Origin of the sequence: Alteromonas sp. C1M14 (assembly GCF_018860965.1) — a bacterium.
In the GTDB taxonomy this organism is placed as follows: Bacteria; Pseudomonadota; Gammaproteobacteria; order Enterobacterales; family Alteromonadaceae; genus Alteromonas.
Window position 1 is genome coordinate 26,520 of the sequence record NZ_JAHKQF010000002.1, and the last position, 21,582, is coordinate 48,101.

At 44.6% G+C, this 21,582-nt stretch carries 22 protein-coding genes; 11 read left to right on the forward strand and 11 right to left on the reverse strand.

All coding sequences use genetic code 11. From position 1 onward, the window contains the following. Positions 1-11: 11 nt before the first annotated feature. The 7 genes from fabF to KO501_RS00645 all read left to right on the forward strand — a co-directional run bounded on the left by fabF (position 12) and on the right by KO501_RS00645 (position 6,072). Positions 12-1,250, forward strand: a complete 1,239-nt coding sequence (fabF, locus tag KO501_RS00615) for a beta-ketoacyl-ACP synthase II (protein ID WP_216027712.1) — start codon at positions 12-14, stop codon at positions 1,248-1,250. 141 nt (positions 1,251-1,391) lie between these two features. Further along, positions 1,392-2,198, forward strand: a complete 807-nt coding sequence (gene pabC, locus KO501_RS00620) for an aminodeoxychorismate lyase (protein WP_216027713.1) — start codon at positions 1,392-1,394, stop codon at positions 2,196-2,198. After that, the gene (gene mltG / locus KO501_RS00625; protein WP_216027714.1) at positions 2,182-3,207 is read left to right on the forward strand and encodes an endolytic transglycosylase MltG; all 1,026 of its coding nucleotides are present in this window, start codon (positions 2,182-2,184) and stop codon (positions 3,205-3,207) included. Before pabC ends, mltG begins: the two co-directional genes overlap by 17 nt. A 1-nt stretch (position 3,208) precedes the next feature. Continuing rightward, positions 3,209-3,826 carry a dTMP kinase gene (gene tmk / locus KO501_RS00630; RefSeq protein WP_216027715.1) on the forward strand — a complete coding sequence of 206 codons (618 nt, stop codon included), beginning with the start codon at positions 3,209-3,211 and terminating at the stop codon, positions 3,824-3,826. After that, positions 3,823-4,710 (forward strand): DNA polymerase III subunit delta', encoded by an 888-nt coding sequence (locus KO501_RS00635; RefSeq protein WP_216027716.1) that lies wholly within the window; start codon positions 3,823-3,825, stop codon positions 4,708-4,710. The genes tmk and KO501_RS00635 overlap by 4 nt, the downstream gene beginning before the upstream one ends. A 23-nt stretch (positions 4,711-4,733) precedes the next feature. Continuing rightward, a complete protein-coding gene (locus KO501_RS00640) occupies positions 4,734-5,510 on the forward strand; it encodes a YchF/TatD family DNA exonuclease (RefSeq protein WP_216027717.1) in 777 nt (258 codons plus the stop codon). A 16-nt stretch (positions 5,511-5,526) separates the two neighbouring features. Further along, positions 5,527-6,072 (forward strand): pyridoxamine 5'-phosphate oxidase family protein, encoded by a 546-nt coding sequence (locus tag KO501_RS00645; protein WP_354667792.1) that lies wholly within the window; start codon positions 5,527-5,529, stop codon positions 6,070-6,072. 36 nt (positions 6,073-6,108) lie between these two features. On the opposite strand, the gene KO501_RS00650 is transcribed toward KO501_RS00645, so the two are convergent. The 11 genes from KO501_RS00650 to KO501_RS00700 form a co-directional block, all read right to left on the reverse strand. After that, complete coding sequence (locus tag KO501_RS00650; protein ID WP_216027718.1) at positions 6,109-6,741, reverse strand: SDR family oxidoreductase; 633 nt, start codon at positions 6,739-6,741, stop codon at positions 6,109-6,111. A 119-nt stretch (positions 6,742-6,860) separates the two neighbouring features. After that, entirely contained in the window at positions 6,861-7,343 is a 483-nt protein-coding gene (locus KO501_RS00655) for a YchJ family protein (RefSeq protein WP_354667793.1), read from the reverse strand. 47 nt (positions 7,344-7,390) lie between these two features. After that, positions 7,391-7,750, reverse strand: a complete 360-nt coding sequence (locus tag KO501_RS00660) for a deoxyguanosinetriphosphate triphosphohydrolase (protein WP_216027720.1) — start codon at positions 7,748-7,750, stop codon at positions 7,391-7,393. A 120-nt stretch (positions 7,751-7,870) separates the two neighbouring features. Beyond that, complete coding sequence (locus KO501_RS00665; RefSeq protein WP_216027721.1) at positions 7,871-8,497, reverse strand: protein-methionine-sulfoxide reductase heme-binding subunit MsrQ; 627 nt, start codon at positions 8,495-8,497, stop codon at positions 7,871-7,873. Further along, the gene (msrP, locus tag KO501_RS00670; RefSeq protein ID WP_216027722.1) at positions 8,497-9,501 is read right to left on the reverse strand and encodes a protein-methionine-sulfoxide reductase catalytic subunit MsrP; all 1,005 of its coding nucleotides are present in this window, start codon (positions 9,499-9,501) and stop codon (positions 8,497-8,499) included. Before msrP ends, KO501_RS00665 begins: the two co-directional genes overlap by 1 nt. Positions 9,502-9,725: 224 nt before the next feature. Next, positions 9,726-11,021, reverse strand: a complete 1,296-nt coding sequence (locus KO501_RS00675) for an aminotransferase class V-fold PLP-dependent enzyme (RefSeq protein ID WP_216027723.1) — start codon at positions 11,019-11,021, stop codon at positions 9,726-9,728. Between the two features lie 37 nt (positions 11,022-11,058). Then, positions 11,059-13,659 (reverse strand): TonB-dependent receptor, encoded by a 2,601-nt coding sequence (locus tag KO501_RS00680; protein ID WP_216027724.1) that lies wholly within the window; start codon positions 13,657-13,659, stop codon positions 11,059-11,061. 273 nt (positions 13,660-13,932) lie between these two features. Then, positions 13,933-15,255, reverse strand: coding sequence for an anti-phage deoxyguanosine triphosphatase (locus KO501_RS00685; protein ID WP_252728074.1), 1,323 nt, complete (start codon positions 15,253-15,255; stop codon positions 13,933-13,935). A gap of 42 nt (positions 15,256-15,297) precedes the next feature. Continuing rightward, positions 15,298-15,906, reverse strand: a complete 609-nt coding sequence (gene yfbR, locus KO501_RS00690) for a 5'-deoxynucleotidase (RefSeq protein ID WP_216027726.1) — start codon at positions 15,904-15,906, stop codon at positions 15,298-15,300. Positions 15,907-15,939: 33 nt separating this feature from the next. Further along, a complete protein-coding gene (locus KO501_RS00695; protein ID WP_216027727.1) occupies positions 15,940-17,160 on the reverse strand; it encodes a pyridoxal phosphate-dependent aminotransferase in 1,221 nt (406 codons plus the stop codon). A gap of 121 nt (positions 17,161-17,281) precedes the next feature. Further along, complete coding sequence (locus KO501_RS00700; RefSeq protein ID WP_216027728.1) at positions 17,282-17,527, reverse strand: hypothetical protein; 246 nt, start codon at positions 17,525-17,527, stop codon at positions 17,282-17,284. Positions 17,528-18,070: 543 nt separating this feature from the next. Between KO501_RS00700 and rnk the strand changes: the two genes are divergently transcribed. From rnk to KO501_RS00720, 4 genes are all read left to right on the forward strand, one after another. Then, positions 18,071-18,472: a nucleoside diphosphate kinase regulator gene (gene rnk / locus KO501_RS00705; RefSeq protein WP_216027729.1), complete on the forward strand. Its 402-nt coding sequence runs from the start codon at positions 18,071-18,073 to the stop codon at positions 18,470-18,472. A gap of 37 nt (positions 18,473-18,509) precedes the next feature. Continuing rightward, positions 18,510-19,862, forward strand: coding sequence for an NADP-specific glutamate dehydrogenase (gdhA, locus tag KO501_RS00710; RefSeq protein WP_216027730.1), 1,353 nt, complete (start codon positions 18,510-18,512; stop codon positions 19,860-19,862). Positions 19,863-19,985: 123 nt separating this feature from the next. Continuing rightward, a complete protein-coding gene (locus tag KO501_RS00715) occupies positions 19,986-20,870 on the forward strand; it encodes a DNA ligase (protein ID WP_216027731.1) in 885 nt (294 codons plus the stop codon). Between the two features lie 391 nt (positions 20,871-21,261). Beyond that, positions 21,262-21,576, forward strand: coding sequence for a DUF3718 domain-containing protein (locus KO501_RS00720; protein ID WP_252728046.1), 315 nt, complete (start codon positions 21,262-21,264; stop codon positions 21,574-21,576). Positions 21,577-21,582 lie beyond the last annotated feature (6 nt).

A 21,582-nucleotide genomic window follows, 5' to 3' on the forward strand; every position in this document is an offset into this window, starting at 1 on the left:
GAGGGCTTTTTGTGACAAAACGTCGCGTAGTGGTTACTGGTCTGGGTATGCTTTCCCCGCTAGCCTCATCGGTAGATGAGTCCTGGCGTCGCGTAATGAATGGCGAAAGTGGTATCGGTGACATCACCTTGTTTGACTGCAGTAACTATTCCACTCGTTTTGCCGGTCAGGTCGACGAATTTGACCCGCAAGATTATATAGAAAAGAAAGAAGCTAAAAAAATGGATCGGTTTATCCAGCTGGGAATTGCAGCGGGTAAGCAGGCCTTAGCGGATTCTGGATTAGCCATCACCGATGACAATGCGCATCGTGTGGGGGTTGCCATTGGATCCGGCATTGGCGGCCTTGAACAGATCGAACAAAATCATATCAAACTAATGAAAAGTGGACCAAAACGGGTGTCCCCCTTCTTTGTGCCATCCACCATTACCAATATGATTTCTGGCTTTCTTTCCATCATGGAAGGGCTTAAAGGTCCTAACCTTAATATTGTAACGGCTTGTACCACCGGTGTGCATAACATTGGTGTGGCTGCACGTACCATTGCCTATGGTGATGCTGATGCAATGCTGGCAGGGGGCGCAGAAGCGTCTATCACGCCGCTGGGTATTGCTGGCTTCGCTGCCGCTCGCGCGTTGTCGTCAAATAATGATGCGCCTCAAGCGGCAAGTCGTCCCTGGGATAAAGACAGAGATGGATTTGTCATGGGTGAAGGCGCTGGGGTAATGATGCTTGAGTCCTACGAGTCCGCAGTGGCCCGAGGAGCAACCATTTACGCAGAGCTTACAGGTTTTGGTATGAGTGGTGATGCTTACCATATGACGTCTCCGCCAGCAGATGGTGAAGGTGCGGCTCGTTCAATGATCAACGCCCTTGAAGATAGCAACATTGATGGTAGCCAAATTGGATACGTCAATGCCCATGGGACATCTACCCCTGCGGGAGATGTGGCTGAAGTGGCTGCGGTTAAACGTGTCTTTAAGGATCACGCCTACGACGTTTTGGTTAGTTCCACCAAATCAATGACAGGGCACTTGTTAGGCGCTGCCGGCTCCGTAGAAGCTATTTTTACGGTATTGGCGCTGCGAGACAAGATGGCACCGCCTACGATTAACCTTGATAACCCTGGTGAAGGGTGTGATCTTGATTTCGTGGCCCATACCGCCAAACCTTTTGAAGCGGATTACGCCTTGTGTAATTCATTCGGTTTTGGAGGTACAAACGGTTCGCTGATATTTAAACGGATCTAGTACAAGCTTTGATGAAAAAAGGCAGCTTCGGCTGCCTTTTTTGTGTGGGTGTAAAAAGGGAACTTGGCAGTAGTTGGCATGAATTTAATGATTTGTACTGGTATACTCCTTGCCAAATGAGAATCAAGGATACAGGTAAAGATGGGTGCGGATAATCACCGGGACAGAGCCTTTCAATACGGTGATGGTCTCTTTACTACGCTAGCGGTGAAGTACGGTAAACCACAATTATGGCATTGGCATAAATTGCGGTTACAGGATGATAGCCGTCGCCTCCTGCTTTCGCTAGATATTGATACTTTACAAGAAGAAGTATTTTCCCAAGCAAAGTTATTAGACACCGGCGTGATAAAGATCCATGTGTCTGCAGGCGCAGGGGGGAGAGGGTATCTTAGACCTTCTAAGCCTGTACCACAGGTAACACTCACCACCCATGAAGTACCGCCTTTTTATTCTCAGTGGCAACAAACAGGCATTGATGTAGATTTTAGTCCAGTGAAACTTGGCCATCAGCCTTTACTGGCAGGGATCAAACACCTTAATCGATTAGAGCAGGTGCTTATTAAACAGCATATAGTCAACGATGACGCCATTGTCTGTGATATGCATGATAACCTCATTGAAGGTAGTGCCAGTAATCTGTTTTGGTACGCTGATGGGGCCTGGCATACACCGTTGCTTACCCAGTGTGGTGTAAACGGTGTGTTTCGCGCTTTTTTGTTGACGGTTTTCGCTCAGTTAAACCTACCTGTTTGTGAAGCCGTTTATCCAAGAAAAAAATTATTAAACGCAGACAGCGTGTTTTTGTGTAATTCGCTGATGCAAATTGTGCCGATAAAAACACTTTTTGATGCCAGTGGAAACTGTACATTTTCATTAGAGCGAATCAAAGAGTTACAACAAAAGGTGGCAACAAGATTGTTGGACGAACATGAAAGCCTTCTATAGTGGCGTCGCTATACTATTCATTCTAGTCGGGGTGGCTGGCGGGTATATTTGGCTACAAGTCAATAAGCTTAATACACCTATTGATCTTGCTCAGCCTCAGCTTTATGAGGTCAGCCCGGGCGCTTCTGCCATCGCAGTGATTGATGATCTGCGAACAAAAGGGATCACCTCGGTGCCTGATGTAGTCAGTCGTCTGTGGTTTAAAGTGGAGCCTGAAGTTAGCCAAGTGCGTGCTGGGGTATTTCAATTGCGGCCAGGCATGAGCTTACGTTCGGTATTTACCTTGCTAGCAAAGGGTCACGAATACCAGTTTCCGGTTAGCTTAGTGGAAGGCCTAACCCTACAGCAATGGCTGTCTACGTTGCTGGCAGCTCCCCATCTCGTGGACGATACCCAAGGCAAGATGCCCAGCCAATGGCGTTTAAAACTTCAGCGGGTATCCGGTATGCCTGATGATGCTTATCCTGAGGGACTTTTTCTTGCTGATACTTATCATTACTCGGCAGGGATCCGAATTAGCGATATTTTGCTTAGAGCAAACCAAGCCATGGTGATATTTCTTGAAGAAGCTTGGCCCAACCGAGGGGATAATTTGCCCTACGACAGTCCATACGATGCATTGATTATGGCTTCGATTATCGAAAAAGAGACCGCAGTGGCAACGGAACGTCCCAGAATAGCCGGGGTGTTTGTTAATCGGTTACGCAAAGGCATGCGCTTACAAACCGACCCCACAGTGATTTACGGTATTGGTGACGAATTTGACGGTAATCTCACGCGAGCCCATTTACGGGAAAAAACACCCTATAACACTTATGTTATAAAGGGGTTACCACCAACGCCCATTGCCATGCCTGGACGGGAAGCCATTAATGCGGCGTTACATCCTGCCCTAACGGATGAGTATTATTTTGTATCAAAGGGTGACGGCAGTCATCAGTTTTCTGCTACGCTGGAAGCGCACAACCGTGCGGTTAATCAGTATCAGCGCGCTAAAAATAGAGAGTAACATGACGGCTAAATTCATTGTCATTGAAGGCTTAGAAGGGGCGGGTAAAAGCTCTGTCATCAATGTTGTAGAAGGGTTTATTACTGCATTGGGTCAACCGTGTATCTGTACCCGAGAACCCGGCGGTACCCCCATGGCGGAAGCTATTCGGGAGTGTGTAAAGGGCGATTGGCAGGAAACGATTTCCCAAGAAACTGAGCTAATGTTGATGTACGCTGCCCGGCGTCAGTTGTTGGTTAATGTAATTCAGCCGGCACTGGCAAAAGGAACATGGGTTATCGGCGACCGCCATGATATGAGCTCATTGGCTTATCAAGGTGGAGGGCGGGGGATCCCGTCTGAAAAGATCGCACCACTACGAGAATTGTGTTTGCAAGGGTTTGAACCTCATCTTACCTTGTACTTGGATGTGGACCCGGAGCAAGGGCTCGAGCGAGCACGAGGAAGAGGTGAATTAGATCGTATTGAACGCTCTGGGCTTGCGTTTTTTCAGCGCACTCGGGAACGTTATCTTACCTTGGCAAAGAATGACAAGTCTGTTTTTGTCATCGATGCCATGCAGCCTATGGCTGACGTACATCGTGACGTGAAAGAGACCCTACAGGTGCAATTGTCATGATTTATCCTTGGCTAACGAGTCCATATTCTCAGTTTGTTGCACGCAGCATAGGTGGCAATCTACATCATGCCTTATTGTTGAGTGGACCCGCAGGCTTGGGTAAACAAGCATTGGCAGAATCTCTTAGTCATGTAATTTTATGCCGGCAACTTACCGTGAATGGGCCCTGTGGCGAGTGCCAAAGTTGTCAGCTTTTAAAAGCCGGTAGTCACCCTGATTTCTATTTATTGACCTCTGAGAAACAATTGGGAGTTGATAAAATACGGGAGGGTATCGGTAAGTTAACGGGGACGGCACAGTTAAGTAATAATAAGGTGCTGATTATACCCCATGCTGACACAATGACAGAGGCAGCATCAAACGCATTACTTAAGACTTTAGAAGAGCCCACTAAAAACACGTTTATCATTCTTACCACCGATAAAAAGAACGGTTTGTTACCCACTATTTTGAGCCGGTGTGAAAAACATACCTATGGCCTTCCTGCTCCCACTCTCACCCTTTCATGGTTGCAACAACAAGGGTATGGTGATGTTACCGATGCCTATGCCAAGGCATATGGCTATTCTCCTCTTGGGATTCGAGACAGTTTAGATGAAGGGAGTGACGAGGTAAGTTACCAAGACTTCACCCAAGGGCTTGTTGAACTGAAGCAGGGTAAGGTTTTACCCGGTCACTTGGCATCGAAATGGCAGGATTCAGCACTGTTAGTGGTATCTTGGTTGCAAGCTGAAGCGCATCGCCTTTATATTGACTCGCAAAGTCATAAGGATTACCAACTTTGCTTGTGTTGTCAAAAAGCCAAGAAACATCTTCAACATGCTGGGGTGAATAAAACCGTGATCCTATCTGGATTACTCGACGTTTTCTCAGTTAATCAATAAACTATTTAACAGGTGTATACAGTTTGTTTGTAGATTCTCATTGCCATTTAGATCGTCTTTCGGATAAAAACGCGCCCTTACCAGAAACACTGGCATTTGCTCGCCAACGGGGTGTAGAGCATTTTTTGTGCGTATGCGTGTCGGTGCAAGATTTTGACAGTATGAAAGAAAAAGTGACCCCATTTTCTGATGTTTCCATCTCTTGTGGCGTGCATCCGTTGCATCAAGAAGATGCCTGTGATTATGACACTCTTCTTGCAAAGGCCGCAGACGAAAGTGTGGTTGCGGTTGGGGAAACAGGGCTAGACTATTTTTACAGTGCCGATACCAAGGATGTGCAGCTGACATCGTTTATTGATCATATAAAAGTTGCCAATGAGTTACAAAAACCGTTAATTATCCATACTCGTGATGCCCGTGAGGACACGCTAAATTTATTACGTCAGTACAAAGCACCCACAACCAAAGGGGTACTGCATTGCTTTACTGAAGATTTGGATATGGCACTAGCGGCCATCGAACTTGGTTTTTATATTTCCATTTCCGGTATTGTGACCTTTAATTCTGCCCAGTCATTACGGGAAGTGGTAAAAGCCATTCCGCTAGATAAACTCCTTATCGAAACTGACTCGCCTTGGTTAGCGCCTGTGCCGCATAGAGGCAAAGAGAACCAACCGGGGTTTGTGGTTGAAGTGGCAGAATTCATTGCCCAACTTAAAGGGGTTAGCGTGAGCGAACTTGCCCGCATTACCACTGACAATTTTTATACGCTGTTTCATCATGTCCAATCCCGTCGATAAAATGGAAATTCCTTGGGTGACGAGACTAGTAAAAAGCCTGCAACTGACTCGTCAAAGCCCAGAAAGTCGCTACTTTCAATTAGCGACTTGTAACAATCAAGGAGCGCCGAGTAACAGAACCTTGGTTTTTCGAGCAATGGATAAAAGGCGAGGGGAGTTATCTGTGGTGTCGGATTTACGTACCGACAAAATTGCCGATTTACGCCATAACTGTAAAGGTGCCATTTGCTGGTATTTTTCTGATACGCGAGAACAATACCGCTTTGACGTAAAAAGCACCATTATGTCTTTGCAAGATCACGGAGACACCCTTCGGGCCTATTGGAACAACATGTCCGAGCCGGGTAAAAAACAATTCTTGTGGGGAGTCCCTAAAACCCCGCGAAGTGGTAATGATCCTCTCAAAGTGAATCATCAACCCAATGATCCTCCGCCGCACTTTTGTGTGATTACCTTTGCGGTGGTTAGCGGGGATTACCTTTGTTTAAAAGGTAATCCTCAACATCGGGAACTGTACCAACACCAACAAGGGCAGTGGCACGTCACGTCCGTTATTCCTTAGCGACTAATCTTGTCGCCGTGCTTACCATAATAATGGCTAGAAAAACGACTTAATGGCGTGGGAGCCGCTGTACAGAGGGATAATGCGATCATCGCTGCCTTGGGAGCTCAGGGCATATCGAATCGCCGTTGCTACATCTTCTCTTGGGATCACCGCATCGTCGCGATCTTCTGGCATCTCGGTTTGTACGGCGCCAGTCCCGTTATCATCTAGCAAGGTGCCGGGACGTAATATGGTGTATCTAAGTCCACTGGCGATCAAATGTTCATCGGCCATGTGTTTGGCAACAAGGTAGGGTTTAATTTCAGAAGGGAGGTTATCAGGCGCGTCGGCGCCCACGGAACTAACCATAACGAAACGTTGTGTGCCGGAGCGCTTAGCATATTCCACGGCATTTCTGGCGGCCCACAAATCGATCAGTATTGTTTTATCTGCGCCTGTGCTGCCTCCTGAACCGGCCGCAAACACCACCTGGTTGCATCCGTCAAAAGCGTCAGAAAAGTCTTCTTCTAGATCTCTTTCACAAATGGTTAAGCCATCACATTTTAAGTCGCTGATTTTACTGCTGTCTCGGACCAATGCCTTAACGGTAAACTGGTTGTCGAGAAGTTGTTTGGTTACCCTTTTACCAACGTTACCACTGGCACCTATAACAAGCACATCCGTCATAAATGACTCCTTTAATTAGAATAGACGGGATTTGTTCGGCTAAGGGAAGTGATTGGATCAACAGCTGCTTTGGAACAACCATAGATTAGGACTAGTGACATTATGCACAGAAGAGCAAATTATGAAGTGAGTTTTAACATACAACATTGTTTGAATTTTTTACCGCTAAGGCAAATACAAGGCTCGTTACGCCCCTTTTTAACATAGCCAGTATCACTGTGTAAGTCGCCTGAGTGATATCGCCATGCATCATCTTCAAGTATAAATGAAGAGGTTTCGTGAAGCTGCCCTAGTTTACCGTTTTCGCTATACCAAGCATTAAATTCCACCTGGTGTGGTGTAGGCAGGGCAATAATATTTAAGGTTAACCATTTGGTGTGCTCGGCAGATACGCGAAGATCATTTTGGCTTAAGGTGGCTCTTGGAGCCGAAGCGTAGGTAGCCAAAATATAATCGTAGTTGGATAACGCATAAGCGCTAAACCGTGAGCGCATTAGGTTTTCGGGAGTTGCTGCCTTTTTTGTGCCTTGTAGGATAGGTTGACAACAGGTCTCGAAGGGGCGACCGCTATTACAGTAACATTTCATGGGTGACGACAACATTTAATGATGGCAAAAGTGTACACCGCAAAAATGCACGGAGCAATGGTTTACCAAGGCCCCATCACCACGTTTTGTAACGCATAGCCATTGTCATCATTCACCACCTGCAAATTCACGATAGATACGGCATAGCGATGGCACAACATACGGATCTTGTCACGGTCTTGGCCTTTTAACATTAAGTTTTCAACATAGATGGTTTTACATTGACCACTGGTAATGAGCTTAGCTATCCATGTGGGGACTTGTTCTTCGGTGGGTTTTTGCATACGAATACTGTGTGGCGTGTCTTTTTTAAAGGCGACGGAATTTGCAAGTAAATAAGACCAACCCCGAGGCCGACTAAGGGAAGCCGGGGAACCTTCAAAGGCAAATGAAAGCTGAGCGACGTTATTTGAAATTTGCATAATCATTCCTGTTTGTTTGTACAGTGTATGGATATACAGTAGTTGTAAATGAAACAGGAAGCAAGTCTTTTTTGCATAAAAAAACACCGCTGTAGAAGCGGCGTTTAAATGGGTGACAGATTAGCTGTTTATTTTCAATAGTCTCAGAATACGTTGACGACTGAGTACAAGCAGGATAGCGCCTATCCAGTAAAATACCGGTGATTGCCAACCCGTCTTCAATGCCCAAGTGTAATGGAGTATGGCGAGGCCTAAGGCCAGATACACGAAATTGTGGAGGGTTTGCCATTTCCGTCCCATCTTGCGGCGTACTTTATTGACAGAGGTAATGGTTAATAAGAGTAAAATAATTAAGGCGGTAAACCCCACCATAATATAGGGTCGCTTGAGCAGTTCACTGCCGATAAGGGAAAAATCGAAACCGAGTTCAAAACCGATGTAAGTTAAAAAGTGCATTAACGCATAAACAAAGACATAAATACCACTCATCCGTCGATAGGTGATCAGAACGCCACAAGGCAGCCGTTGCGCTAAGGGGGATAAGGCCAGGGTAAATAGCAATAAGTTGATTGCCATGATTCCCGTTGCGTTAAGTAGCGCTTCTACCGGATCGCCACCAAGTTGATCGTTTATTCCGGCGTAAAATAGCCACACCAAATACCCCACGGCAAAAAGATGAAACAGGGTCTTGGTGAGAATACGTTGCTTTGCCGGGATCCTAATGGGGCGATTAAACAGTTTTTTCATCAGAATTGTTTCGTCAAATCCATGTTGGCATAAAGCGGAGCCACTTCGGAATATCCGTTAAACAGTTGCGTTGGGATGCGGGTTTGCTTGAATAATCCTCCACGGGTTATGCGACGCTCTGAGGCCTGGCTCCACCGAGGATGATCCACATTAGGGTTAACGTTGGCATAAAAGCCGTATTCTTGTTTAGCCAGTTGATTCCAGGTCGTCGGCGGCTTTTTGTCCGTTAAGGTGATTTTAACAATGGATTTGATACTCTTAAATCCGTACTTCCAAGGCACAACCAAACGAATGGGGGCGCCGTTTTGGCCGGGCAGGGTTTTGCCATAAACACCCACAGACATCATGGTTAGCGGATGGGTTGCTTCATCAAGACGCAAACCTTCTATATACGGGTAATCGAGCCCGCCGCCAACAAAGGCGTTTCTAATACCTGGCATTTGGGTGGGTGAATCTAAGGTTTCAAATGCCACGTATTTAGCGCTAGAAAGGGGTTTGGCCTTGGCAAGTAAATGACTTAATTGAAACCCTGTCCAGGGGATCACCATCGACCAGGCTTCCACGCAGCGTAATCGATAAATCCTTTCTTCTAGGGCGAACTGCGAGAATAAATCCTCATAACCTAAAGTAATGGGGTTTTCTACCATGCCATCGATGGCAAGGGTCCAAGGGTTCACTTTAAAATTCTGTGCATTTTTGGCGGGATCTTCTTTTCCCGTGCCAAATTCATAGAAGTTATTAAATTGGGTGACTTTTTCGTAAGGCGTTAAGGTTTCATCCTGACCCCAGGTGGTATTTTTTTCAAAATTAAGAGGACGAGGTTTAACCACCTCCGCTTTTTCGTCATCACTGAACCAGCCGAAGGCATTGGCACGGCTACTGAGTAACGCACCTGCACCAACAAAGCCCATTTGTTTGATGATCTTGCGACGTTGTTGATAAATTGCTTCATCTGTTACATCGTTGTCTTTAAGCACCACAGAAGGAGTAAATCGCCTAGCCATAATTTGTCTCATCAGCATTATTTCTCTATTAGTTTAAACAGACCCTATGACGGGGTAAAAAATTTCACGCTAATAAATAATATGAGCAAAATCCCCACTCAGCCAATGATTCAATCATTGTTTGATTTCGCCGTTTTAGCGCGGTAGGGACCTGCTTTGTTAGATGGGACGCCGTTTAAATGAGGTTAAGCCGTCTACTACCTGTGCCGACGGCGCTATTTTAATTACTGGGTGCTAGCAATTGTTTTAATCGCATCGGAGAGGGCGTGAATATGGCTAATGGGGGTGAAAATTTGCGGCGTTACTCGTATACAGCAACCGCTGGTTAAACTATCTCGTAGTACGGTAAAAATACCAAACTCATTTTGCAATCTACTTTGAAGCTGAGATACCGCTTCTTTTGACGTAGCATGACGTAATCTGAAGCCGCCCATGCCAGACGCGTTATCGGTTTCTTTGGCGCCAAGAATTTCTACTTGGGGTAATTGTTGAACCTCATTTACCCAACTGTCTCTTAAATAGGTTAATCGCGCTTCTTTGTTGCTACCGCCAATTGCCTGATGAACGGCTAGGGCTTTGGGCACGGTTATAAAGGCGGCGAAATCTGAGGTGGCTAGGTGCACTCTATTGGCAACATCTTCATCGTTAGGATCTTCGCCTGGAAAAGGACTAACCGGCGCCATTGTACCGGTGCGCATGTATAACGCACCCACACCCACGGGAGAACCAATCCATTTATGCAAGTTAAACACTGCCCAGTCAGCGCCAATGTCGTCCACGGTAAAGTCGAGCAACCCCCAAGATTGCGCACAGTCGCAAATTACCTGAATTCCTCGTGCCTTTGCCATTTCCGATATCGCCTTAACGGGAAGCACCAGTCCGTGCTGATTGCTTACATGGGTTAGTAGCATTAACTTCAGGTTTGGCATGCGATCAAACGCCTGCTTATATACATTGATATAATCTTCATGGGTGCCCGCTGCCGGAAGCGTAATCTTATGACCCTTCACATTATGTTCTTTGGCTAACCACGCCATCATTTTTTGAAAGCTGGGGTAATCTGAATCCGCCCACAATATGGCATCTGTACTTTCTAATCCCTTATACTGGGTAATAAGGTTAACAAAGGACTCGGTGGCATTTCTGGTTAACATTAGTTCATTGACGTTGGCGTTTAGTGCACTAGCGACAGACTTTCTCGCCGCTAAGAAATCCGATTTGTATTGGGTTCTGGCGTACCAAGACAACTCTTTATTAATTCTGTGAGTATTGGTTGCAAGGGCATCTTCTACCACCGTTGCCATTTTTCCCCAGTAACCATGCTCTAAATTAATAAGTTCATCTTGTACCGGAAACAACGCCCGTATTTGTTGCCAATGGTTTTCATCTCTGGCCAAATCGAAACTAGATTTTGAGGGATCAGGAATACCCTGAGTGATGGTATTTGCCGTGGCTAGGCCAGTTAATGAAACAGTACTTAAACTTGCTGATAATTTAAGAAAATGTCTGCGAGAGTTCATGATTTTATCCTGTTACAAAAAAGAGATGAAAGGCGCGCTAAAATGAAACACGCAGTGAGCCGTAGAAAAAGGTTCCGGCAACGCCGAAAGGGGAAAGATAGGAGTACGGGAATATTCCTGTGTTATCTGAGCCTCTTGTACCTGCGAGTGTACTTTCTACCGTGGTTGCCACTTGTTCATCGGGATAAACATCAAAAATATTGTCAGCCCCCAGTATGACAGTTGTATTTTTATTTAAAGCATAAGCCACACTTAAATCGGTAACGATTTTGGCGCCAAAGGTCTCGATGATATCCACATTATCTGAGTTTTCTCGTGGTACTAACGTTGTGTTAAACCCTGACACAAGAGCATCGGCTTGGGCTAGGGTGCGATCCGATAGATCCGCTTGCGAAACTTCGCCATAACGGGTGTTGGTCAGGTCGACCGCCCAGTCACCTATACTCCACTTAAAATTAAGGGCTATTTTTGATTGGGGCGTACCGTCTTTTAGCCGTATTTGAGAGCGTAAATCAAACACCTCAGTGGTCACCCCTAAGTTTTGTAATACATCAGGAGTTTGCCCGATACGATCGAATTTAGTATCGGAAAAGTTAGCCGCCAAATTAGAACGTAATGTACCGCCTAAAAAGGCAGATACGTAGCTCGCATTTAAATCAATACCCTTTGTGGTGGTATCTACAGCATTGGTTAAAAACGACACCGCTTGTGTTTCGCCAAAGCCATTGTCCCTTAACGTATCGGTGAGCCCTGTGCCACTGAATTGAGAGGAAAGAACAATTCTATCGTCTAAAGAGATTTGATAAGCATCTATTGACGCGGTAAATGCCCCGACGTTATAGGTGGCCCCGAATGAAAGATTATTGGCGGTTTCTGCTTTAAGGGGAGCGGCCCCAATTAATGGCGCAAGATCAGAGTTAGTGGAAACAATACGGGTCAAAACAGGCAATCCGGTGGCAAAGCTTACTTCTGCTCGCTGAAAAAACTGCTGTGGTAATGCTGGTGCTCGAAAAGAAGATCCCACCGTGGCTCTTAAATTAATGGCGTCAGTAAGAGAGTAACGTGTAGAAATTTTATAGTCTGTGCTGGAACCAAAGTCTGAATAATCTTCATATCGCCCAGCCATGGAAACAAGAAACCTATCATGCCATTCTTTTTCTATTTCTACGTACAGGGCTACATTATGGCGTCCTTCATCAACGGTTTCATCCATAGAGGTGCCTCCTGCCGGTTGGGCGCCTGCAGGTGCTACATTACCGGCATTCGGGCCATCTAATATAGGGATGCCGCCATAGCTATAGGAGGCCGGTTCGCCTTCAACCGCTTTGAAATTTTCGCTTCTATATTCAACACCAAACGCAACATTGATAGGGGTTTCGTTACGCAAATTGATTTGCCGGGTTAAATCTAACTTAGTGGTCCATTGTCGTAGCCGAGTGCCACCACGCTCGAAGTGAGTAGGACTATCTAAACCTAACGATACGTTATTTGAATTTGAGTAGGCCAGGTCGGTTTTACTACTACCAAAAACAGTGGATAAATCCCATGCAAAGCCAAGCATGTCTTGTCCACGTAAACCTGCGGAAGCAGAAAAATCAATTAGATCGATGTTCTGGAATGGGATGAATCCATCAGGGTGAAGAGATCTGATGGTTTGATCTTGTCCCGCGCGGCGAAAAAAGTTTGGGTTTTTACCGGACAAATTGCTATAGCCGGTAAAACCGTATAGTTCAATCCCGTCGCTAAGTTGCAGGCTTGTGTTAACAAACAGGTTATAACTGTCTCGTTCGGGCTGGCCAAAAATAAAGGTATTTCTATCAATAGTTTGTTCTCTAGGATCCAGCTCTCCATTTGATGGCGTCAGTCCGATGCCAGAGCCATAATCGCTGGAAATAGCAGTGGTACCTCCGTGACCAAAATATTGTTGGCGGGTATCTAAGCGCGATCGATCACTAAATTCTTGCTTGTCGAATTGCCCACTAAAGCGAACAAAACCGTCATTACCTAATTGCCAGCCATAACCCACACTAATACTGGTTTTTTCACCGTCGCCTTCACTTGTTAGCCCTGTGAAAGCGGTAAACTCACCGCCAATAGAATCATCTAAAATAAGATTAATAATGCCAGCCACGGCGTCAGATCCGTATTGGGCTGATGCCCCATCTCGCAATATTTCAACCCGCTTTAACGCAATACTAGGAATGGCATTAAAATTATAAGCAACATCCCCTCTGCCCATTTGGTTACCCACATTTAAATCGCTATTTGTGTGGCGGCGAATCCCGTTGACCAGCACAAGTGTTTGACCTGTGGATAAGCCTCGTAACGTGGGAGATTGCAGAAAATCAGCGACGCCAGATGTTACCGGTCTCGCGGTATTAAAACTTGGCACTGCAACCCGTAACATGTTTTGTAACTCAATCGCACCACCTGCAAACAGGTCTTCTCTTGAAAGTGAATCTATGGGGGAAGGGGAATCGGCAGCGAAACGATGGCCAAAACGGGTGCCTGTAACCACAATATTTTCAATTTCTTCTTTTGCTGCTTCATTTGTTTCTGACGAAACCGTTTGAGCTGTTGTTGAGGTTGCTAAAACACTAAGGGAAAAAACGAGGAACCGATTAATATGTGAGTTCATGGTTAGCTTGAAAAGCCTTTAATTGAATATGAATTCATTCCGCCAAAACGAGTATCTAGTACCAGAGATTGGCAGAAGCGAAAGGAGAATTAATCTTAACTATGAAAACTTGGCGTAAACTGTAGAAATAGCAGAAAATATTGAATTTATTGTATCCATACAATACTTATAAGATGTTATAACGTAACTCCTATTGTAAAGAGTATTTACAATAGGAGGCCTTGTCAAGGGCACGCACTGGAAGCTGGGTACGACAAGTGCTTTATTTTTTTATTAGATCAATCCATCAAAGTGGGTGGTGTGTTTAGGTGTGAACAACGTGGCGTACAACCTCGCCGCGAACTCATCCGTCATACCGGAGATATAATCGGCAATTACCCGATAACCGTTACCCTGCTGTTGGGCTCGTTGCCAACGGATACGGGTATTTTCCGGTAATAATCGTTGTGGCTCAGCACTGAAAGCTTCAAAAAGCTCCATAACAATCTGTTGGCCTTTGTATTCGAGTAACTGCACTTCGGGCTTTTTGATGACCTTTTGCAAGACAAAATCTTTAAACAGACCAAGAGCGTGATAGTGCTCGCTAGGCATAACGGCCTGATAGCGGAAAAGAGGATGAGTAAAGCGGGGATCCTCTTCAATAGTAATTGCGGTAATAAAGCAGTTTACCAAGGCGCCAATGGCATTTTTACGTTCGTGATGCTGGTCGCTAAACAACCGTTCGGTCAGTGATTCAATGGCGTCCGAAAGCCAGGGCACAGCACTGTCAAGTAACACTGCGGTAATGGCAGTGGCAAAGTCTTGTTTGCTCACCATTTTCATTACAATGGCATCTTCAAGATCATGAATACCATACGCAATGTCATCGGCCAGTTCCATTATCGAACAATCAAAAGATTTGTAGCGGGTTTTACTGTGTTTGCCTTCAACTTGCTGATATTGCCTAAACTGTTCGTTATCCGCGCTATTTAGCGGGCTAAGCAACCAGTTAAACAACCCTTCATCACACCGATACAACCCTTTAGGTGGGTGCCAATGAGCCGCTTGTAGTTGCCTAGGGGAAGCCGGACGAGCACCAATACATGCTGGGTTAGTTAATGTATCGATAAAATTAGGGTATTTAACCAAACCAAGCACACTACGACGACACAGGTTCATTCCATGATCTTGAGTATAAGGCTCTAATAGACAGATTATACGGAATGTTTGTGCATTTCCCTCAAAACCACCGTGCTCATGCATCATATAATTAAGGGCAATTTCGCCACCGTGACCAAATGGAGGATGACCGATGTCATGGGCTAAACACAAGGTTTCGATAAGATTGGCATCTAGTTGCAGTCGATGGGTTTCATCGGGATATTTGTTTTGTAGTTGGGCCGTAATACCGGTACCGATTTGCGCTGCTTCTAATGAATGGGTTAAGCGGGTACGATAAAAATCGCTTAATCCTGCGCCTAGTACTTGGGTTTTTGCTTGTAGGCGGCGAAATGCCGCGGAATGAAGTACCCGAGCTTTGTCTCGTTGATAGGGATTTCGATGATCACCATCTCGACTTTGATTACGGGGTAAGCGTCTGGCATGCCAAGCGGACAGGTCGAAATCACTTAGGGCGTTATCCACGGCTTTCTCTCTATTTTAAGTGTCCTGCTGGGACAGTTCATCCACACTGACAAGACAGTTATCAGCAAATGTATCGAATAGATACTGTACTTCGGGCATGGTGTCTTTAAATTGTGCGAGCATGTTGTCTAAGCGATGTTTAACAGGCACGAACTCTCTGTTACCGAGCTGGATCTCGTCACATGCCTTCAAATAAGCAGAAATAAGATCAGCGGCTTTCACCAGTGTTTTATACTCGGGCTCAACATTAGACTGTACCAGTAAGCTGGCAAAGTGCTTTTGTAACGGTTCAGGCAGTGACGAAAGGCACTCTCGTTCGGAAATTTCTTCCAGCTTTTTAAACTCTCGAGTGATTTGCGGGTTATGGTATTTGGTCACATGGTTAATATCTGACAACTTTGTCTCAGAGACTTCATGATACAACGCGAGGGTCGCTGCCTTGTGGGGATCTAATGTGCCAGAAAAGTATTCATTACGGATAACGGCTAGCAAATGGGCGATGACGGCCACTTGGTGAGAATGTTCCGCGATATTCTCACGCTTAACCGTGTGCATCAGTGCCCATCGCTTAATAAGAGGCATACGTAAGATCCAAGCAAGGAATGTGCTTTTGGAACGGGTCATAAACCTAACCTATATGCTGGTGAAACAAGTCCGCTAATCATGTTGGTTGTAATATTGAAAAAAATTGCCGATACGGGAAAGCGCCGGTTTTAAAATATCCACGTGAGGAAGGAATACTAACCTGAAGTAACATCCTTCATTCAAATTAAAGGCGCGGCCATGAACCAAAAGTATTTTCTCTTCGTTCAGTAAATCAAAGATCATCTGCTCATCACTGGTTATATTAAATTTGCTGGCGTCAACGCGAGCAAAACAATACATTGCTCCTTTCGGTTTAACACAGTGAATCCCCGGTATGCTGTTTAGCATATCAGCGGCAACATCTCGCTGTTGTTTGAGTCTGCCGCCATCGGTAACCAAATCATTTATGCTCTGATAGCCCCCTAATGCGGTCTGGATAGCACTTTGACAAGGCACATTGGCACACATCCTCATTGAGGCGAGCATATTTAAGCCTTCAATATAGTCTTTTGCGATACGTTTATTGCCGCTTACCACCAACCAACCAGCACGAAAACCGGCTACACGATAGTTTTTGGATAATCCGCCTAAGGTTACGCAAAACACATCGTCGGTTAACGATGCGATACAAGTATGCTTGTACCCATCGTAAAGGATCTTGTCGTAAATTTCGTCAGAGAAAATAACAAGACCATGCTCTTTAGCCACATCCACAATTTGCTGTAATAAGGTTTTATCGTACACGGCGCCTGTAGGGTTGTTGGGGTTAATCAGCACAATTGCCCGAGTTTTGCTGTTTATTTTACTTTTTATATCATCAATATCGGGGAACCAATCGGCTTGTTCATCGCAGCGATAATGCACAGGCGTCCCCGAAGACAGACTGACCGCAGCCGTCCACAGTGGGTAGTCAGGGCTAGGGAGCAAGACTTCATCGCCCATATTCAAAAGTGCCTGCATGGCCATCATGATCATTTCGCTAACGCCATTACCAATAAAAATATCGTTAATGCGTATATCGGCGATATTCATTTGCTGATAATACTGCATGACCGCCACTCGAGCAGCGTAAATACCCGATGAATCTGAATAACCTTGAGAAGTGGGAAGGTTATGGATCACATCTTTAAGAATGTCGTCAGGAGCTTCAAAGCCAAAAGGCGCGGGGTTACCAATGTTTAATTTGAGTATGCGGTGACCCTCATCTTCCATCTTGCGTGCTTGCGCCGCAATTGGCCCCCGGATGTCATAGCATACATTATCCAGTTTATGAGAGCGTTCTACAGGTTTCATTACAGCATCTATCTTAAATGAGAGAGGTTGACAGGTTATCGCATTGACTAGGCAATTGTTAAGCCTAAATTGTTATCTTTATCATCATTTTGCGGTGATAATCCTTTTGCTATTGCGTGAATTACCCTTTTTCCTGCTTTTTTCTATGTTCCTCTTCCATTTTGACCAGTAAAAAGGTGATGTACATTTTCGTCGGTAGCGACAAGATCATACCAACGGCAACCAAACATGCACTGATAACAATGCCGGTAACACCCATGGATGCTATGGTATCACTTACGGTATGACACCAAATGCCAAGCAAAATCAAGCTGATGCCAGTAAACATCATAATTTTTAACAACATGAGGAGTTTATTATCAGACATATTTGCACCTCTTTTTATGCTGACAACATACGCCGATAGTGAGATAGAGGTGTTGATATAAATCAGACAAATCCATTCATTGCGTCGGCAACCTACAAAGACATTGTTTGTTAACGAATTAATTTGTATGGATCGCCGCGATTCTACTAGGTTAGAGGATAATCATCAGTGATATGTCTTGGTTAATTTGCTATTAGCAAAATTAAATACTGTAAAGCGTGCTAATTCAGTATAAAAAATTGTGTGTATAGGTTGTTATTTTTTTTACAAACATTAATATCTAATAATGACTTTGAGGACATTATGTTTAAATACTGCAAATTAATTAAGAGTATTTTACTCACCCTACCCAATTAAGCCGAACGTAGCATTACGTTCGGCTGCTCCTTGTTATTGTAAAAAATAACACGCTCTATTTGTCACTTCGCTGACTTACTATCATTTATAAATGTTGTAATTTTAACTTTGAATGAATTATCAAAGGGAAGGTTTGTGCCTGTGCATAAATTTTATTTTCTTTGGGATAATTTGAAGGAGGATGTTATGCAAAGTAAACCTGACATTACAATTTCTTATGAAGATTTGAGAGAGATTGAAAAGCAACTGGAAGAGGTTGATTTGCCTGAAGAAATGTATGATGCATTAGAAGATGAACTTGCTCGAGCTAACGTAGTTAAGACAAAGGATATGCCTAAGGATGTCATATCTATTGGTTCTCAAGTTACTTTTAAAATATTTAAAAGTGAAAAGTGTTTTACAAAAACATTGTGCTTGCCTTTTGATATGAATAAATACCCCGATGGAATATCTGTATTCGCGCCAATTGGCTCTGCTTTACTTGGATTGAAAAGGGGGCAGAGTATTCATTGGATGACGCAAAATGGAAAGCAGAAAATCGATATTTTAGAAGTTAAACGTAAAATCAATTATTTTTTCTGTACTTAAAAATAAAATGTTTTATTGTTTATCTTAAGGTAATGCTATGAATTATATTGACAATATATTGTCAGGGCTGAAAGTCAGCAGTCCTGCCCAGCAAGAATTTTATCAAGCGGTGGAAGAGGTGCTGCGGTCGTTAGCTCCCGTACTGGAAACGAATAAGCACTATCAGCAGCACAGTATTATTCAACGTATTGTGGAGCCTGAGCGGCAAATTATATTTCGCATACCCTGGGTAGATGATGGTGGCGTCGTGCAGGTGAATAAAGGCTACCGTATTGAGTTTAATTCTGCGCTTGGACCCTACAAAGGGGGCTTGCGGTTCCATCCTTCTGTTAATGCCAGTGTTGTAAAATTTCTTGGCTTTGAACAGATTTTCAAAAATGCCTTAACCGGTTTACCTATTGGGGCGGCAAAAGGTGGGGCCAATTTCGATCCCAAGGGCAAATCGGATCGAGAAATCATGGCGTTTTGTCAGTCTTTTATGACAGAACTGTATCGCCATGTAGGGCCCAATACTGATGTGCCTGCTGGAGATATTGGCGTAGGGGCACGAGAAATTGGGTATCTTTTTGGCCAATATAAACGTTTAACGGGCCGGTATGAGGGGGTGCTAACCGGCAAGGGATTGTTATGGGGCGGCTCGTTGGTACGTAAAGAGGCCACAGGATACGGAACGGTATATTTTGCAGACTGCATGCTAAATGATCGCGGTGAGAATTTGCAAGGGCAAACCTGTTTGGTGTCTGGTGCGGGGAACGTAGCTATATATGCGATGGAAAAACTCTATCAACTTGGTGCTACGCCCATAGGTTGCTGCGACTCGACGGGGACCCTTTACCATGAGAATGGATTGGATTTAACCTTAATAAAAACACTGAAAGAACAAAAGCGGGAGAGTTTAGCCAACTACCTTAACACCCATACGTCGGCCACATTTACCCCGGTAGATGATTACCCCGAGGGGCGTCATGCTCTGTGGCAATATACTGCTGATGCGGCTTTTCCTTGCGCGACGCAAAATGAGATCAACAAAAATGATGCCCAAGGGTTAGTAGCCAATGGCTGTAAGCTAGTGAGTGAAGGCGCAAATATGGCCTCGACCCAAGATGCGGTTGAATGTTTTATTGATTCCGGTATTGCCTACGGGCCGGGCAAGGCTGCAAATGCTGGTGGCGTTGCCACAAGTCAATTAGAGATGGCACAAAATGCCAGTATGCAACGTTGGTCTTTTGAAAAAGTCGATAACCAGCTACAGGGCATCAGCAAAAGCATATATCAGCAAGCCAGTGATACGGCGAAGGATTTCGGCGAACCTAACAACCTTGTACTCGGTGCCAATATTGCTGCATTTAAACGGGTGGCAGATGCAATGATAGAACAAGGTGTCGTTTAACGGGTTTGCATTGGGTTTATTACAAAACTAGCGCAACGAGAAAAGGTTGAGCAAACTGTCCTTTCGCCGGATGTGAATTTGTTAACATCAGCCTATAGTTATCCTCCTAAAAGGAGGGTAAATATGCAATACACATTTCTAGTGCTGTTTTTCTTCGTTTTTACTCATGTCTATGGCGCCCAAAGCGCATCAAAGCCGGTGGTGTTAGGTAAACTACAACTCGCTGAGTCTTACAGCGCAAGGGTGAATATCCCAGACTACCTAGTTAGTGAAAAACTTGATGGGATCAGGGCGCGGTGGACAGGCCAGCGACTTGTTAGTCGCAATGGCAACCCAATACACGCCCCTCAATGGTTCACCCAAAATTGGCCCTCTCAACCCATGGATGGCGAGCTATGGACCAAGCGTAATGATTTTGAGCGTATTTCCTCTATTGTCATGTCGCTACAGCCCGATGATCGCTGGCAACAGGTCACTTTCATGTTGTTTGATTTACCCATTATGGGTAAATCCTTTTCTTGGCGGTATAAATATATGCAAGATCTTGTCGCTAGCACCCAAAGCCCCTACCTTCAGGTCATTACCCAATCCACGTTACCATCATTAGCTGCCCTTGAAAGTCGGTTAACTGAGGTCACTAACGGGGGCGGGGAAGGGTTAATGCTGCATTTAAAACAAAGTTATTACCATCATGGGAGGAACAAAAACCTCCTTAAACTTAAAAAGTTTGATGATGATGAAGCACAAGTAGTGGCAATTCTTCCTGGTAAAGGGAAGTACGCCGGCATGATGGGGTCGCTGTTGGTAAAAACAAAAGGGGGAAAACAATTTAAATTAGGATCAGGCTTTAGTGACAAACAGCGACGACATCCTCCTGCGATTGGCAGTTGGGTAACGTTTAAATTTTACGGATATACAAAAAGAGGAATTCCCCGTTTCGCTACATTTATGCGTATTCGTCCAGATAGCGATAACCCTGCTGCGTCCGCTGGTACCCCTATAGGTTAGGTCATCATTCTTTACCTTTACTTGGCGTAGTAAACTTTCTAAAGTTGTTATTAAATTACATATTTAGTTGCGATCTCCTGTCTGGAGTTGTGAAAAAAACAACCAGCAGTATAAAATACAAACAAATCGGGCGTATTTCTTTAGACTTAATTTAGATTTTATTTAGAATATTAAGCATCTTTAGTTATAGATAATTTTAGTAAAGTTATATAAAACAGTGGTTTATGTGATTATCACTTGATTAACATTTGTGTTTACCTAGGCTTTACTCACCTGAAACAATAATACAACAGCATTCTCCTTCGATTTATTGCATAACTAATAGTGTCCTTTGAGCATGTCCGTTCAAAGGCATTAAAAAAGTTCGCCAAAACTTGTTGAGGAAATGATGATGAAAGCACTAACTAAGACCTTTATCGCTGCACTTGCTGCCGCTGCTGCAGTAGCACCTGTTACCGCAAAAGATTATCGCTTTATTGGCGATACCCAGTTTGCGGGTTTTTGTAAAGCGGTTGCCACCGATGATGTTCGTGCGTTGCGTGCCAATTTAAGTCGCAATGTGGGGCGTATTGCAGCCACTGAGCGTGAAGTTTTACGCATGCTTACTGCACAAGATGGGTTAACGTGTAATGGCGCAAACCTTATAGAGTTTTCTGTTCAGCGGGATGCATCTGCGGTTCATGACTTCTTAATTGCACGTATCTAAACGTGG